This is a genomic window from Cupriavidus sp. 05N40, from assembly GCF_056397305.1.
In genome coordinates, this window is record NZ_JBFTND010000036.1 from 25220 (window position 1) to 39963 (window position 14744).

Here is a 14744-nt window from a genome sequence, read left to right on the forward strand (position 1 = left end):
CGCCGGTGCGCGACCAGGAGACACCCCATGCAAGCACTTCGCGCACGCTGGCGCGCCGCGGCCGCCGGCACGTTGCTCGGGCTCTGCGCGCACGCGCACGCTGCCTTTCCCGACAAGCCCATCCGCATCAACGTCGGCGCCCCGCCGGGCGGCGGCACCGATATCGTGGCCCGGCTGTTTGCCGAGAAAATGGGCGGCCCGCTCGGGCAGCCCATGCTGGTGGACAACCGCCCCGGCGCGGCCAACACCATCGCCGCGGACCTGACCGCGAAGGCGCCCGCCGACGGCTACACCCTGCTGGCAGCGACCAACTCGCCACAGGTGATCGCGCCGCAGCTCATGCGCCTGTCCTTCGACCCGCTCAAGGACCTGACCCCGATCGGCCTGGCGCTGGYGGTCCCGCATGTGCTGCTGGTGGCGCCGCAGGTGCAGGCCGACAGCGTGGCGTCGCTGGTCGCCCAGATCAAAGCGCAGCCCGGCAAGTTCAGCTACGCCAGTTCTGGCATCGGCAGCGTGCAGCACATGGCGGCCGAACTGTTCATGAAGGCCACCGGCACGCAGATGGTCCATGTGCCGTACAAGGGCAGCTCGCAGGCCCACGTGGACCTGATGGCCGGGCAGGTGCAGATCATGCTGGATACGTCGTCGTCGGCCATGCCGCATATCCGCTCCGGCAAGCTGCGCGCGCTGGCGGTGACCACGCCCAGGCGCTCGGCCGCGCTGCCCGACGTGCCCACCTTGCAGGAGATCGGCATCAAGGGCGCGGACATGAGCACCTGGTATGCCTTCTACGCGCCGCGCCAGACGCCGGCGCCCGCGCTCGATCGCCTCACGCGCGAGTTCAATACCGCGCTGAAGCTGCCCGAGGTGCAAAGCAAGCTGCGCGGCCTCGGCGGCGATCCCGGCACGCTCACGCGCGAGCAGTTCATCCAGCTGCAGAAGGCGGACTACGACCGCTTCGGCAAGCTGATCCGCGAACAGAACATCAGGATGGATTGAACATGGCAGCCCTGCCCCGCATTGCACTCTTTATCGGCGACCCCGCCGGCATCGGCCCCGAGATCACCGCGCGGCTGCTCGCCGATCCCGCGCTGCCCGGGCGCGCGCAGGTGGCGCTGATCGCCAGCCGCGCCGCGCTGGAAGCCGGCGCCCGCGCGGCCGGCGTGCCCGTGCCGCAGGCGGCTCCCTGGCTGGAGATCGTCGACTGGCCCGGCATGAACGCCACTTTCGCCGCCGGCGTGGCCGCCCGCGACAATGGCGCCTTCATGCTGGAGGCGCTGACGCTGGGCGCGCGCATGGTCACCGCCGGCCAGGCGGACGCGCTGTGCTTCGGCCCGCTCAACAAGGGCGCGCTGCGCCTGGGCGGCATGCAAGAGGAAGACGAGATGCGCTGGTTCGCCAGGCTGCTGGACTACCAGGGCCGCTGCGGTGAATTCAATGTGCTCGACAAGCTCTGGACCGCGCGGGTGACCTCACATGTACCGCTCAAGGCGGTCTCGTCGCTGCTCACGCCCGGCGGCATCGACGGCGCCATCCGCATGCTCACCGACGCCCTCAAGGCTTCCGGCAACGCCGCGCCGCGCATCGGCGTGTGCGGCCTCAACCCGCACAACGGCGACAACGGCAACTACGGCAGCGAGGAAGGCGACATCATTGCGCCCGGCATCGAACAGGCCCGCGCCGCCGGCTATCACGCCGAAGGCCCCTATCCCGCCGACACCATCTTCGTGCGCGCGCGCAACGGCCATCTGGACGGCATCGTCACCATGTATCACGACCAGGGCCAGATCGCGACCAAGCTGCTGGGTTTCGAGGTGGGCGTCACGGTGGAGGGCGGCCTGCCGATCCCGGTCACCACGCCGGCCCACGGCACCGCCTACGATATCGTCGGCCGGGGCGCGGCCACGGCCGACGCCATGACCAATGCCTTCGACCTGGCCTGCCGCATGGGTCTCAGCCACCGCGCCGGGCGGGCCGCCTAGCGCTTCGCGCCGCGCAGGATCCGGCCGCTTGCCCGGCCACCGCCTGCCGCGCTCCCTGCCCGGGAGGACCCGGGATGACCCTRCGGCCACTGCCACGATGAGCCGGCGCCACCCGCGCCGGGGTCCGGCGCCTCACGCCGGGCCGATCGCAACGCCCGCCGCTCCCGCAATGCACAAAACCGGCCCCAGTAAGCACCGGTTTTGTGCATTCGCGCACCGCGCCGCGCCAAAAGCACCGCCCAACACCTGGCGCGCTACTTGCGTAGACCTCTTCAGCACGGGATCAATGCCGGTCCCTCGATGAATTCACTGCATTCGTAGCATCAGCACGAGCTTGGGCAACGGCGCCCTGCCTGTTCAGTCTTTCGACTGCACCGGCAGGGCGCTTTTTTTTGGAAACCTGCGCATGAGCACCGCCAGCGGCAACGCCCGCACCGTCAACACTGTCTGCCCGTATTGCGGCGTCGGCTGTGGCATGACCCTGCACGTGGAAAACGAGCAGGTGGTGAAGATCTCCGGCGACAAGGAGCATCCCACCAACTTCGGCCGCCTGTGCACCAAGGGCTCGTCCGCCCACGTGGCGCTGCGCAAGTCCGGCCGGCTGGAGCATGCCTTCGTGCGCCGCCAGCGCAAGCAGGACCCGGTGCCGCTGCCGATGGCGCAGGCCATTTCCGACACCGCCCGCAGGCTGCGGGCCATCCTCGATACGCACGGCCCGGATGCGCTGTCGTTCTATGTGTCCGGGCAGATGTCGATCGAGGCGCAGTACCTCATCAACAAGCTTGCCAAAGGCTTCGTCGGCACCAACAACATCGAGTCGAATTCGCGCCTGTGCATGGCCAGCGCCGGCAGCGGCTACAAGCTGTCACTGGGCGCCGACGGTCCGCCCGGTTCCTACCAGGATTTCGACCGCGCCGACCTGTTCTTCGTGAGCGGCGCCAACATGGCCGACTGCCACCCGATCCTGTTCCTGCGCATGATGGACCGCGTCAAGGCCGGTGCGCGGCTGATCGTGGTGGACCCGCGCCGCAATGCCACCGCCGACAAGGCCGGCCTGTATCTCCAGATCAAGCCGGGCACCGACCTGGCCCTGCTCAACGGCCTGCTCCACCTGCTGCACAGGAACGGCAAGACCGATCCCGCCTTCATCGCCGAATTCACCGAAGGCTGGGAGGCCATGCCGGCCTTCCTGGACGACTACACGCCCGAGCGCGTGGAGGAGATCACCGGCATCCCCGCCGCCCAGGTGCGCCAGGCCGCCGAGTGGATCGGCGATGCGCCCGAGTGGATGAGCTGCTGGACCATGGGCCTGAACCAGAGCACCCACGGCACCTGGAACACCAACGCCATCTGCAACCTGCACCTGGCCACCGGCAAGATCTGCCGCCCCGGCAGCGGGCCGTTCTCGCTGACCGGCCAGCCCAACGCCATGGGTGGCCGGGAGATGGGCTACATGGGTCCTGGCCTGCCGGGCCAGCGCTCGGTGCTGGTGGAGGAGGACCGCGCATTCACGGAACAGCGCTGGGGCGTGCCCGGGGGCACCCTGCACACGCGACTGGGCGGCGGCACCGTCGACATGTTCGCGCGCATGGCCGCCGGCGACATCAAGGCCTGCTGGATCATCTGCACCAATCCGGTCGCCACCGTGGCCAACCGCGCCAACGTGATCGCGGGGCTGCAGGCAGCCGAGCTGGTGATTGCCCAGGACGCCTTCCTCGACACGGAGACCAACCGCTACGCCGACGTGCTGCTGCCGGGCGCGCTGTGGGCCGAGGCCGAAGGCGTGATGATCAACTCCGAACGCAATATGACGCTGATGCAGCAGGCCATCGCCCCGCCCGGCGAGGCGCTGCCCGACTGGCAGATCATCGCGCGGGTGGCCTGCGAGATGGGCTATGCCGACGCCTTCGGCTATCGCAGCGCGGCGGAGGTCTTCGACGAGATCACTGGCTTCGACAATCCCAAGACCGGCTACGACCTGCGCGGCGCCAGCCATCTGCGCCTGCGCGAGACGCCTTTGCAGTGGCCCTGCTCCAGCGCGCACGGACCGGATCGCAATCCGCTGCGCTACCTCAACGACGGCACGCATCAGGCGCCGATGACGCCCGCCGGCGGCGAACCTCCGCGCCTGTGGTTCGCCACGCCTCAAGGCAAAGGCGTGTTCTTCGCGCGTCCGCATGCCGATCCCGCCGAGATGCCCGACCGCGAATACCCGATCGTGCTCAATACCGGCCGCCTGCAGCATCAGTGGCACACCATGACCAAGACCGGCAAGGTGGCGATGCTCAACAAGCTCAATCCCGGGCCGTTCGTCGAAATCCATCCGGAAGACGCGCAGGCGCTCGGCGTGCGCGACAAAGACCGCGTCGAGATCCGCTCGCGCCGCGGCCGCGCCGTGCTCCCGGCGGTGGTGACCGAACGCGTGCGCGCCGGCAACTGCTTTGCACCGATGCACTGGAACGACGCCTATGGCGACGAGCTGTGCATCAACGCCGTGACCAGCGATGCGGTCGACCCGATCTCCCGGCAGCCCGAGCTCAAGTTCTGCGCGGTGGCACTCAGCCGCGTCGCCGACGTGCCCGCGCAAGCCGGGCAGGATGCGCCGCAAGAGCACGCCACGCCCCAATCAGCTCAAGCAGCCCAAGCAGTCCAAGCAGCCCGGCACGCGCCAGCCCAGCCTGACAGCATGACCACGGAATCCGAAATGACCCGCATCGACGCATTCGCCGCCCTGCTCGACCTCCCCGCCGCCAGCGCACCCGTGCTCGGCGACGCGGAGCGCCTCTACCTGGCCGGCTTCGTTGGCGGCCTGCGCCTGGCCGGCGGCGCGTCGGGCCAGGCCGCGCCGATGCTGCCCGCCAGCGCACCGGTGGCCCCTGAAAAACGGCTTTGGCTCAACGGCCTGCTGGCCGGCATGTTCTGCCGCGCCGATGCCGGCAACGCCGTGCCCGCGGCCGTGCCTGGCGCACCGGCCGCGCCGGCCACCGGGACCTCCCCGACCGGGGTGGCCGAGCCCGCCATCAAGATCGTCGGCGCGCGCCCCGTGGTCACGCTGCTGTGGGCCTCGCAGACCGGCAATGTCGAGTCGCTGACCGAGCGCTACGCCACCGCGCTGATGGAATCCGGCTTCGAGATCCGTAGCGCCTGCATGGCCGACTACAAGCTCGCCTCCCTGGCCAAGACGCAGTACCTGCTACTGATGAGCAGCACCTTCGGCGACGGCGATGCGCCCGACAACGGCCAGGGTTTCTGGCAAGCGCTGGCGGCGGACCTCGCGCCGCGCCTGGAGCACCTGCGCTACGCCGTGCTGGCCTTCGGCGACAGCAGCTACGACCAGTTCTGTGGCCACGGCCGCAAGCTCGATGCGCGCTTCGCGCAACTGGGAGCGCGTGCGCTGCTGGAACGGGTCGACTGCGACAGCGACTTCCAGGCCACCGCCGACGCATSGCTGGATAACGTGACGGCGCGCATCAAGGCGGAGCACGCCGCGCTGCACGCCACCCCGCCCGAAGGCATGATTCCCGCCGTGATTCCCGGCACCGTCCCCACCAAGGCCAGCCCGGCGCCCTCGCGGCTGCTGCAGAACCTGCGCCTGAACCGGCAGGGCGGCAACAAGGACACGCGCTACTTCGCGCTCGACGTGGGCGATTCGGGGCTGGAGTACGAAGCCGGCGACGCACTTGGCGTATGGCCGAGCAACTGCCCCGGGCTGGTGGACGAACTGCTCGCCGTGAGCCAGTTGCGCGCCGACACCGCGGTGACGGTGCCGGGACTGGGCGAGATGCGCCTGGCCGATGCGCTCGGCAAGCATTTCGAGATCRCCCGTCCGGGCCCCGACGCACTCGCCATGATCGCCGCGCGCAGCACCAACCCGGGCCTGAAGTCGCTGCTGGCCGCATCGCGCAAGGACGACCTCAAACAGTGGCTATGGGGCCAGCAGCTGGCCGACGTGCTGCACGAATACCCGGCGCAACTCAGCGCGGCCGAGCTGCTGGGCACGCTCAAGCGCTTGCAGCCGCGCCTGTACTCCATCGCCTCCAGCCCCAGGGCCCATGCCGGCGAAGTGCACCTGACCGTGGCCGCCGTGCGCTACCACAACGGACGGCGCCAGCGCAAAGGCGTGTCGTCCACCTTCCTGGCCGACCGCGCTGACGGTGTCAGCGTGCCGGTGTTCGTGCAGAAATCCGCGCACTTCCGCCCGCCGCGCAGCGGCGACACGCCCATGATCATGGTCGGGCCGGGCACCGGCGTCGCGCCATTCCGCGGCTTCCTGCACGAACGGCTCGCGCGTGGCGACCGCGGCCGCAACTGGCTGTTCTTCGGCGAGCAGCACGCCGCCAGCGACTTCTACTACCGCGACGAGCTGGAGACCATGCGCGACAAGGGCCTGCTGACGCGCCTCGATCTCGCCTTCTCGCGCGACCAGGCCGACAAGATCTACGTGCAGGACCGCATGCGCGAACAGGGCGCGCAGCTATGGGCATGGCTCGAGGCGGGTGCGCATTTCTACGTATGCGGCGACGCCAGCCGCATGGCCAAGGACGTGGACGCGGCCCTGAGGGACGTCGTGCAGGTGCATGGCGGCCTGAGCCAGGAAGCCGCCGGCGACTACGTGACGGCAATGTCCGCCGGCAAGCGCTATGTCAGGGACGTCTACTGACGCGCCGGCAGCAAACGCGCCCACGGACAAGAGGAGACCAAAGACATGAGCGGCCCATTCTTCGCATTCGAAGCCGACTTCGTCGCCACGCTGCGATGCGTCCCGATGATCGTTCGCTTCAACCTCGACCTGTGCGGGATCAAGCTGTCGCTGCGCGCCTGGAACCGCTTCGATCACGCCACGCGCGCGGACCTTGCCGCCATGCCGGCAAGGACCCAGGCGGAGATCGCGACCTATCGGGACTACGTCTGCGACGCGCTGCTCGCCATCGGTGAGCAGCCCTCGCCGGTGGCGGTCGACGACTATCCGCTGTGGAAGGTAACCAGCGACATCCCCGCGCCGATCCGTGCCAGGGCCGATGCGCTGGCAATCATGCTGGGCGGGCGCGTCTGCTGGCAGGGCCTGACCTCGCTGCAGCGATTCGCCCTGCTCAAGCTCACGCGGGGCGGCCATGAGAATGCGAACTTCGTGCCCGCGCTGCGCGAGTTCGGCCTGCTTGCCTGACCATCCGGGCCGTTGCAACCGGGGAGCCGAGGCCGCGCGCGGGCCAGTCGGACTCCGTCCAGGGCCCGCTCGGTGCAGCCAGGCAGGCCGATGCGCGCCGTGGCTTCCCGGGCCAGCATTTCGTGCCGGATAGACCACCGGCGGCTCGGCGCGGTGGTTCGGCGCGGTGGTTCGGCGCGGGTCCGCCCTGTACCCTCGTGTATCCACCACCGCCGCGCGGACACTGGGTTACAACAATCCCCTCCGGCCGATACATCGCCGATACGTGCCGCTGCTGAAATGGCGTCTCCTCTGGCCTCAACGACGAAGGGACACCAAATGAAATCGACTCGAATCATGGCGGCAGCGTTACTTGTTCTCGGCAGCGGATTGACGATGCAGGCGGCGCAGGCGCAGCAAGCGGGAATCCACCGCACCGATCTCCTGCAGCAGGATCTGAGCGTGCCCGGGCGCGAGGCCGTCCAGGTGCGGGTCGACTTCGACCGTGACGCGTTCGCACCCAAGCACGCGCATCCGGGCGAAGAGATTGCCTATGTCCTCGAAGGCACGCTGGAGTATCAGCTCGGCGACAAGGCGCCGGTCACGCTCAAGGCCGGCGAGGCCTTGTTCATTCCGGCCGGAACGGCGCACTCGGCGAAAAATGTCGGCGGCGGCAAGGCGTCGGAGCTGGCAACGTATATCGTTAAAAAAGGGGCTCCGCTGGTCGTGCCGGTCAAGTGAGTCGCTCCTTGTCGCGCTTTGTCGCTCCTTGATACGACCTTGATCCAGGAAACCACGGCACATGAGGTGCAAGATGAGCACACAGGAATCAACCAGGGCTCCCGTCCTGTCGCGCCGAGCCCTGCTCCTGAGCGGAGCGGCAACGGCAGCCCTTGCGATGTTCCGCCCCGTCATGGCTGCCGTCCAGCCCGACGCGGGGCAGCGCTATGCGGCAGATGCCATCCGCCCCTTTCGCGTTCATGTTCCGCAAGCAGCGCTCACCGACCTTCACCGCAGGCTCGCCGCGACGCGTTGGCCTGACCCTGAAACGGTGAGTGACCGCTCCCAGGGAGTGCAGCTCGTAAAGCTCCAGGCACTCGTGCAGTACTGGGGGACGAGCTACGACTGGCGAAAGGCAGAGGCGAAACTCAACGCCTTGCCGCAGTTCCTGACGAATATCGACGGCCTGGACATTCATTTCATCCACGTGCGCTCCCGTCATCCGCAAGCATTGCCACTCATCATGACCCACGGCTGGCCCGGTTCGGTCTTCGAGCTGCTGAAAGTCATCGGCCCGCTGACCGATCCCACGGCGCACGGCGGGGCCGCCGAGGATGCCTTCCATCTTGTGATTCCGTCCATTCCAGGCTTCGGCTTTTCAGGCAAGCCCACGGGCACCGGCTGGAACCCGGACCGCGTCGCCCGCGCGTGGGACGTCCTCATGAAGCGCCTTGGATATACGCGCTACGTCGCGCAAGGCGGCGACTGGGGTGCCATCATTTGCGATGCCATGGGCCGTCAAGCTCCCGAGGGTCTGCTCGGCATCCACGTCAACAGGGTCGAGCGCGCGACGACTCTCCCGCCGGACGTCGCGAAGGCGCTGAAGAATGGCGATCCGGCACCGGCGATCCTCACCGCCGAAGAAAAGGCGGTGTTTGACCAAGCCAGGGAGTTCCTTGGCAAGGGCTTTGGATACGCCGCGATCATGGGGACGCGCCCCCAAACCATGGCATACGCCCTGGCCGATTCGCCGGTGGGACTGGCGGCGTGGATCTACGACAAGATCGCTGATTGGGTGTTCACCCGCGGCGAACCGGAGCGCTCGCTCACCCGCGACGAGATGCTCGACGACATCACACTCTACTGGCTGACCAACACAGGCCCCGCAAGCGCGCGGATCTACTGGGAAACCAACGCCAGTAGCCCCAATGTAGCCAGCATCTCGATCCCGGCGGCGGTGACGATCTTCCCCGGGGAGGTCTACAGGCCGCCGAAGAACTGGGCCGCACGCGCCTACCGCAACCTCATCTACTACAACCAGGTGGACAAGGGCGGCCACTTCGCGGCCTGGGAAGAGCCGGTCCTGTTCAGCACCGAGGTGCGTGCCGCGTTCCGGCCGCTGCGCTGAGCGCGGCGTGCGGCTAGTGTAGGAATGCGCGGTATGCGCGAGAGCCCGTCATGGAACATCTGGTATAGATTGAATCCATCGCACATGGACGGAATATCGCATGCCAGAAAAGCAAGGACCAAGGATCCGGAATGCCGCGTTTTCGGGCGCGCTCGTATGCGCGGCACTCGTGGCGGGATGTGCCGCCCAGACAGCGACCCCGGTGCCGAACCCGGGCCCGCAAGGCGGCCGCGGCACGCCGGAAGGCTGCCAGGCAGACAAGGTTGGCGATGATGCCCTGATCGGCAAGGCCGAGGCAGACGCCGTCACCCTGCTCCAGGGCTGCGCCTGGCGGTTTGGTGACCGGGAAGGCCAGCATATGCCCGCAACCATGGACTACAACCCGCAGCGCCGCACGCTGGACGTCAAGGGGGGAAAGGTGACCGCGGTACGCCGCGGGTGAGCAGCTACGCCTGGGCTGCATCGGCCGCGCAGGCTGCTTGCGATTCGGCTGGCCAGCCTCGCCTGCCACGACGCCTGCCCCCCCGGAAGTGACATCTGGCGGTCCTGTTTCGAACGTGCCGCACGGCACGTTCACCTCGAATTCCACGGCTTGCAGGGGGGCGACAGCAGTTCGCCGGTAGCGGCTGGTCAATCACAACCGGACCAGCCAGCCGGCTTTCCATCGAACCGTTCCTTGAAAATCCCCGAATACTGTATATATTTACAGTTACTGTATGGATGAACAGTATTCGCGGGGAGCCCAGCATGGAACATCTGGTCCGGGTACAGAATGAATATGATCGCCAGGTCCTGGCATGGCTGCGGGAACGGATTGGCGACGCGGCCCTGCAGGCAGCCGCCCAACGCCTGGCCGGTGACCGCAAGCCCTATCTTTCGACAATCTGCCGCAGCCTGAAGGTCACGCCACCGAGCCGACGCGCACTGCGCAACCAGGCTGGCCGCGCCACCCGTGAGGTCGGGGACCGCTACCTTGCCTCGATCCGCCAGCTTCTCGCGCGGCCGGCGCCGGCACAGCGCCATGCGCAAGTTCCGGGGAATCCGGGAAATCCACAGCACGAGGGCCGTCGGCTCTAGGCTGCCTGGCATCAACGCCCGCAACGCCAGCAACGGTGGGCAGCAGCGCCCACCGCCCTGCGCCCTCCGCACAAGAGCATCAACTCGCCATGCGGTCCGTGGCACGCACATCGCGTGTGCCATCGGTGAACACGTCGCGGTTCATCATGGCGATTGCGCCGGCGTCGGTACCCTGGTGCGCACCGTCCTGGTACGCGTCGCGCTGGCGCGCGCCGTCGGAGAAGGCGTCAGGCTTGCGGGCGCCCTGGCTGAAGCTATCGAACGCCGGCTGTTGCGCGGGCAGCCAGCCCGCGCGCGCGGTCAGTGCCGTGCCAGCGCGCGTTCGGCCAGGACGTCCTTCGCCGCCAGCGCCGCGTTGATGGCGCGCGGAAACCCTGCATAGGCCGCGACCTGGATGATGGCCTCCACCATCTGCGCCTGCGTGCCGCCCACGTTCAGCAGGCCGTGCATATGGACCTTGAGCTGCGGCGTGGCCGAGCCCATCGCCGCCAGCGCGGCCACCGTGATCATCTCGCGGCAAACCAAGTCCAGCCCGGAGCGTGCGTAGATGTCGCCGAAGCCGAACTCGATGATGAAGCGGCCCAGGTCGGGGGCGATTTCCTGCAGCGAGGCGATCACGCGCTCGCCGGCCTCGCCGTCGATCTCGCGCAGGCGTTCAAGCCCGGCCTGGTAGCGCGAGGCGCTCACCGGCTGCGGCGATGCAGATGCCGCCACGCCGATACCCGCGGCGGCAAAGACCGTCCTCAGCACGGCCATGCCGTTGAGCGCCACCGGGAAGCCTGCGTAGACCACCAGGTGGATCATGGACTCGACCAGCTCGGCCGGCRTGCAGCCCGCGTTCAGTGCGCCCGCCAGGTGGAACTTCAGTTGCGGTTCGAGCCCGCCCATGGCGGCCAGCGCGGCCACGGTGACCAGTTGCCGCTGCGGCAGCGTCAACCCGTCGCGCGGATAGATCTCGCCGTAGACAAAGCCGATGGCAAGGCTGGCGAGATCGGGGGCGATGTCGCCGAGCGCAGCGAGGATTGAAGCGTCGGTGGTGTTTTCGATGGCGGCAAGCTGCGCGCGGCCGAGTGCCATGGTCTGCGGGGTCATTGGCTGTTTCCTTGGTCCGGTAAGTCGGTGAGTCGGTGAGTCGGTGAGTCGGTGAGGCAAGCTTAGCGAGCGCCCTCGCATGCCGCCAATGCCTTCGGCGTGATACCTTGCGCGTATCAGCAAGCAAGGATCGCGAAGCCCATGCAGCCCCGCCTGGAACTCTGGCAACTCARCTACTTCGTGGCCGTGGCCGACGAACTGAGCTTTCGCCGCGCGGCCGAGCGCCTGTCGATCACGCAGCCGCCGCTGACCCGGCAGATCCAGGCGCTCGAGGAAACCATCGGCGCGCGCCTGTTCGAGCGCGACCGCAATGGCGTGTCGCTCACCCCGGCCGGCAGCCAGCTGTTGCCCGAGGCGCGCGAGCTGCTGGCCAGCGCCGACGCCCTGCTCGCCCGTGCCCGCAAGCGCGCCAGGCGCGTCGGCGGCCTGCGCCTTGGCATCACCACCGTGGTGGACGCCGCCCTGTTCACGTGGCTGGCGCCGGCACTGCAGGCGCGGGCACCCGACGTGCGGCTGGTGCAGAAGCGGCAGATCTCGCAGCAATCCATCGCCGACCTGCGGCGCGGCGCGCTCGACGCCGCGCTGATCGGCCTGCCCTCGGCCACCGGCGAACTGGAGGTCGAGCATCTGTTCGACGACCCGCTGGTGGCCGCGCTGCCGGCCACGCACCGCCTGGCCCGACGCAAGCGCATTTCCATCCTGGAACTGCAGTCCGATCCGCTGTTCTGGTTCCAGCGGCGCTTCAACCCGGCCTACTTCGACCACTACGAAGCCTTGTTCCGCACGCTCGGCTACGCGCCACCCCGCCTGCCCGAGCCGTCCGACCATCATGTGCTGCTCGGGCTGATCGCCGACGGCCAGGGCGTGGCGCTGGTGCCAGCCTCGCTGCAGGCCATGGCGCGGGTGGGCGTGATCTACAAACCGCTCAAGGAAGCCGCCGTGCTGCGCATCGGCGTGGCGCTGGCCCTGGCCCCCGGAAACCCGGCGCCGGCCCTGCCGCTGCTGCTGCAAACCCTGCGCGCACGCTATCGCCCCGGCCCGGGCCCGAAATCCCGGCGGCGCTGAGCGCCCGGTCCCGCGCGTCCTGCACGGCCTTGCAGGCGGCCACCCGTGCGCATTCCCGTGCGCATTCCCCGCGCATGGCAGGGTTTTCTTGACTTATTTATCCCCATAGATGATAGTTAACAACGATACATTCTCTTTTTAAGAACGAACTCCGGTCCGTTCTGCATCGAAGGATTTGCCCGTGGACCTCGCCGAACTGGAAATCTTCAGGGCGGTGGCGCTCGAAGAAAGCGTCACCCGTGCCGCCAAGGCCCTGGACCGCGTGCAGTCCAACGTCACCACGCGCGTGAAGCAACTCGAGGAGGAACTCGGCGTGGCCCTGTTCCTGCGCGACAGCAAACGCATGACGCTGACCCCCGAGGGCCAGCGCTTTCTCGGCTACACCGAGCGCCTGCTGGCGCTGGCAGAGGAAGCCCGCCAGTCGATGCGCGCCGACCTGCCGTCCGGGACGCTGCGGGTGGGTGCCATGGAAAGCTCGGCGGCCGCCCGGTTGCCGCGTCCGCTGGCGCGCTACCACGGCAAGTGGCCGGACGTGCGCATCGAGATCCAGACCGGCACCACGCAGGCGCTGATCGACGCCCTGCTTGCGCATCGTATCGACTGCGCCGTGGTGGCGCATCCCGGCGACGGCGCCCCCGAAGCGCTGGACATGGACGCGCTGGGTCCGGGCCTGGAGGGGAGCTTTCTCTTCTCCGAAGAGCTTGTGCTGGTGCTGCCGCCGAGCCATCCGCCGGTACGCTCGCCGCAGGACCTCACGCTGCGCAGCCTGGCCACTTTCTCGCGCGGCTGTACCTACCGCATGTGCATCGAGGACTGGCTRGCCAGCTCGGACGGCCCGCGCCCGGTGCTCAACATGCTGGAACTGTCCTCCTACCATGCCATCCTGGCGTGCGTGACGGCGGGCTCGGCCGTCGCCATCGTGCCCCGCTCCCTGCTCGCGCTGCATCCGGACACCGCCGCGCTGCAGGCCGTGCCGGTGCGCACGGCGCATACCTTCCTGGTACGCCGCTCGGGCTTCATGACCTCGGCATATGCCGCCTTCCTGCGCGAGCTCCAGCATGGCTAAGGCACAACCGGAGCGCCTCGCGCAGCCCGGCGGCGCTGCCTCGCACATGGCCATCGCGCACTGGCTGCCGGCGCTGGCCGCCTCGCTGGTGCTGTCAGTCGGCATGGGCTTTGGCCGCTTCGCCTTCACGGGCATGTACCCGATCATGGTGCGCGACGGCCTGCTCACCGTCAGCGCCGGCTCACTGGCCGCTTCCGCCAACTATGCGGGCTACCTGGCAGGCGCGCTTGCGGTGACCCGCATCTCGCCGCGCGCCACGCCGATGCTGTGCCGCATCGCCCTGGCCGGCACCGCCTTGTGCCTGCTCGCGCTGGCATTCCCCGCCGCGCCGTGGTTCATCATCGGCGTGCGCTTCATTGCCGGATTCCTCAGCGCCATCTCCCTGGTCGCCGCCTCGGTGTGGCTGTTCCAGGTGGTGGGCGACCCGCGTGGCGCGCCGCTGCTGTTCGCCGGCGTGGGCGCCGGCATCCTGCTGTCGGCCGAGGCCATCGCCGCCGGCAACCTGGCCGGCTGGCACAGCCCGTTGCTGTGGGCCGTGCTCGCGGCCGGCTCGGCGGTGCTGTCGCTGCCGGCATGGCGCCAGCTCGGCAAAGCCGTGACGCCACAACCGGCGCAAGCGGCCGACGCGGCCGAAGCCACCGCCGGCAATGGCGCGGGTCCGGGCCCGTGGCCGCTGCTCGCCAGCTATGGCCTGGCCGGCTTCGGCTATATCGTCACCGCGACCTATCTGCCGCTGTTCGTGCGCGACGCGCTTGGCCATGTCGATCCGATCCATGTCTGGGCCGTCTTCGGCCTCGGCGCGGCACCCTCGTGCTTCCTGTGGCACGCCTTGCATGAACGCCTCGGCACGCGGCGCGCGCTCGCCCTCAACATGCTGGTGCAGGCGGTTGGCGTGATCCTGCCGGCGCTGCGGCATTCCGCGCCGGCCTACCTGGCCAGCGCGCTCCTGGTCGGCGGCACCTTTGTCGGCACCGTCACCATTGCCATGCCGGCGGCCAAGCGCGTGGCCCACGCCGTGAAATTCAACCTGCTGGCCGCCATGACTGCCACCTATGGCGTGGGGCAGGTAGCCGGGCCGCTGGTGGCCGACGCGCTGATGGCGCACAGCCACAGCTTCGCCGGCCCGCTTGCCGCCGCGGCGGCCGCCTTGCTGGCCGCCACCGTCGTCCTTTTCCTGTAGATGCCCAGATG

At 68.7% G+C, this 14744-nt stretch carries 12 protein-coding genes; 11 read left to right on the forward strand and 1 reads right to left on the reverse strand.

The features are described 5' to 3' along the window. Positions 1 to 27 precede the first annotated feature (27 nt). The 8 genes from AC1DO7_RS10915 (at position 28) to AC1DO7_RS10950 (ending at position 10330) form a co-directional block, all read left to right on the forward strand. Entirely contained in the window at positions 28 to 999 is a 972-nt protein-coding gene (locus tag AC1DO7_RS10915) for a Bug family tripartite tricarboxylate transporter substrate binding protein (RefSeq protein WP_477116094.1), read from the forward strand. 2 nt (positions 1000 to 1001) lie between these two features. Then, positions 1002 to 1982: a 4-hydroxythreonine-4-phosphate dehydrogenase PdxA gene (locus AC1DO7_RS10920; protein WP_441614883.1), complete on the forward strand. Its 981-nt coding sequence runs from the start codon at positions 1002 to 1004 to the stop codon at positions 1980 to 1982. A gap of 406 nt (positions 1983 to 2388) precedes the next feature. Further along, a complete protein-coding gene (locus AC1DO7_RS10925) occupies positions 2389 to 6642 on the forward strand; it encodes a molybdopterin-dependent oxidoreductase (RefSeq protein ID WP_477116095.1) in 4254 nt (1417 codons plus the stop codon). Positions 6643 to 6687: 45 nt separating this feature from the next. Continuing rightward, a complete protein-coding gene (locus AC1DO7_RS10930; protein ID WP_441614887.1) occupies positions 6688 to 7146 on the forward strand; it encodes a nitrate reductase associated protein in 459 nt (152 codons plus the stop codon). A 336-nt stretch (positions 7147 to 7482) separates the two neighbouring features. Beyond that, a complete protein-coding gene (locus AC1DO7_RS10935; protein ID WP_441614889.1) occupies positions 7483 to 7866 on the forward strand; it encodes a cupin domain-containing protein in 384 nt (127 codons plus the stop codon). A gap of 73 nt (positions 7867 to 7939) precedes the next feature. Beyond that, a complete protein-coding gene (locus tag AC1DO7_RS10940) occupies positions 7940 to 9253 on the forward strand; it encodes an epoxide hydrolase family protein (protein ID WP_441614891.1) in 1314 nt (437 codons plus the stop codon). A 100-nt stretch (positions 9254 to 9353) separates the two neighbouring features. Next, positions 9354 to 9695, forward strand: coding sequence for a hypothetical protein (locus tag AC1DO7_RS10945; RefSeq protein WP_441614893.1), 342 nt, complete (start codon positions 9354 to 9356; stop codon positions 9693 to 9695). 305 nt (positions 9696 to 10000) lie between these two features. Next, on the forward strand, positions 10001 to 10330 hold the full coding sequence (locus AC1DO7_RS10950; RefSeq protein WP_441614894.1) for a CppA family protein: 330 nt from the start codon (positions 10001 to 10003) through the stop codon (positions 10328 to 10330). A 300-nt stretch (positions 10331 to 10630) separates the two neighbouring features. On the opposite strand, the gene AC1DO7_RS10955 is transcribed toward AC1DO7_RS10950, so the two are convergent. After that, the gene (locus AC1DO7_RS10955; protein WP_477116096.1) at positions 10631 to 11422 is read right to left on the reverse strand and encodes a carboxymuconolactone decarboxylase family protein; all 792 of its coding nucleotides are present in this window, start codon (positions 11420 to 11422) and stop codon (positions 10631 to 10633) included. Between the two features lie 141 nt (positions 11423 to 11563). Here AC1DO7_RS10955 and AC1DO7_RS10960 point away from each other — a divergent pair, with 141 nt between their 5' ends. The 3 genes from AC1DO7_RS10960 (at position 11564) to AC1DO7_RS10970 (ending at position 14733) form a co-directional block, all read left to right on the forward strand. Continuing rightward, positions 11564 to 12487, forward strand: coding sequence for a LysR family transcriptional regulator (locus AC1DO7_RS10960; RefSeq protein ID WP_477116097.1), 924 nt, complete (start codon positions 11564 to 11566; stop codon positions 12485 to 12487). 181 nt (positions 12488 to 12668) lie between these two features. Next, complete coding sequence (locus AC1DO7_RS10965; RefSeq protein ID WP_441614904.1) at positions 12669 to 13553, forward strand: LysR family transcriptional regulator; 885 nt, start codon at positions 12669 to 12671, stop codon at positions 13551 to 13553. Next, positions 13546 to 14733: a YbfB/YjiJ family MFS transporter gene (locus AC1DO7_RS10970; RefSeq protein ID WP_441614906.1), complete on the forward strand. Its 1188-nt coding sequence runs from the start codon at positions 13546 to 13548 to the stop codon at positions 14731 to 14733. Before AC1DO7_RS10965 ends, AC1DO7_RS10970 begins: the two co-directional genes overlap by 8 nt. Positions 14734 to 14744: the final 11 nt, after the last annotated feature.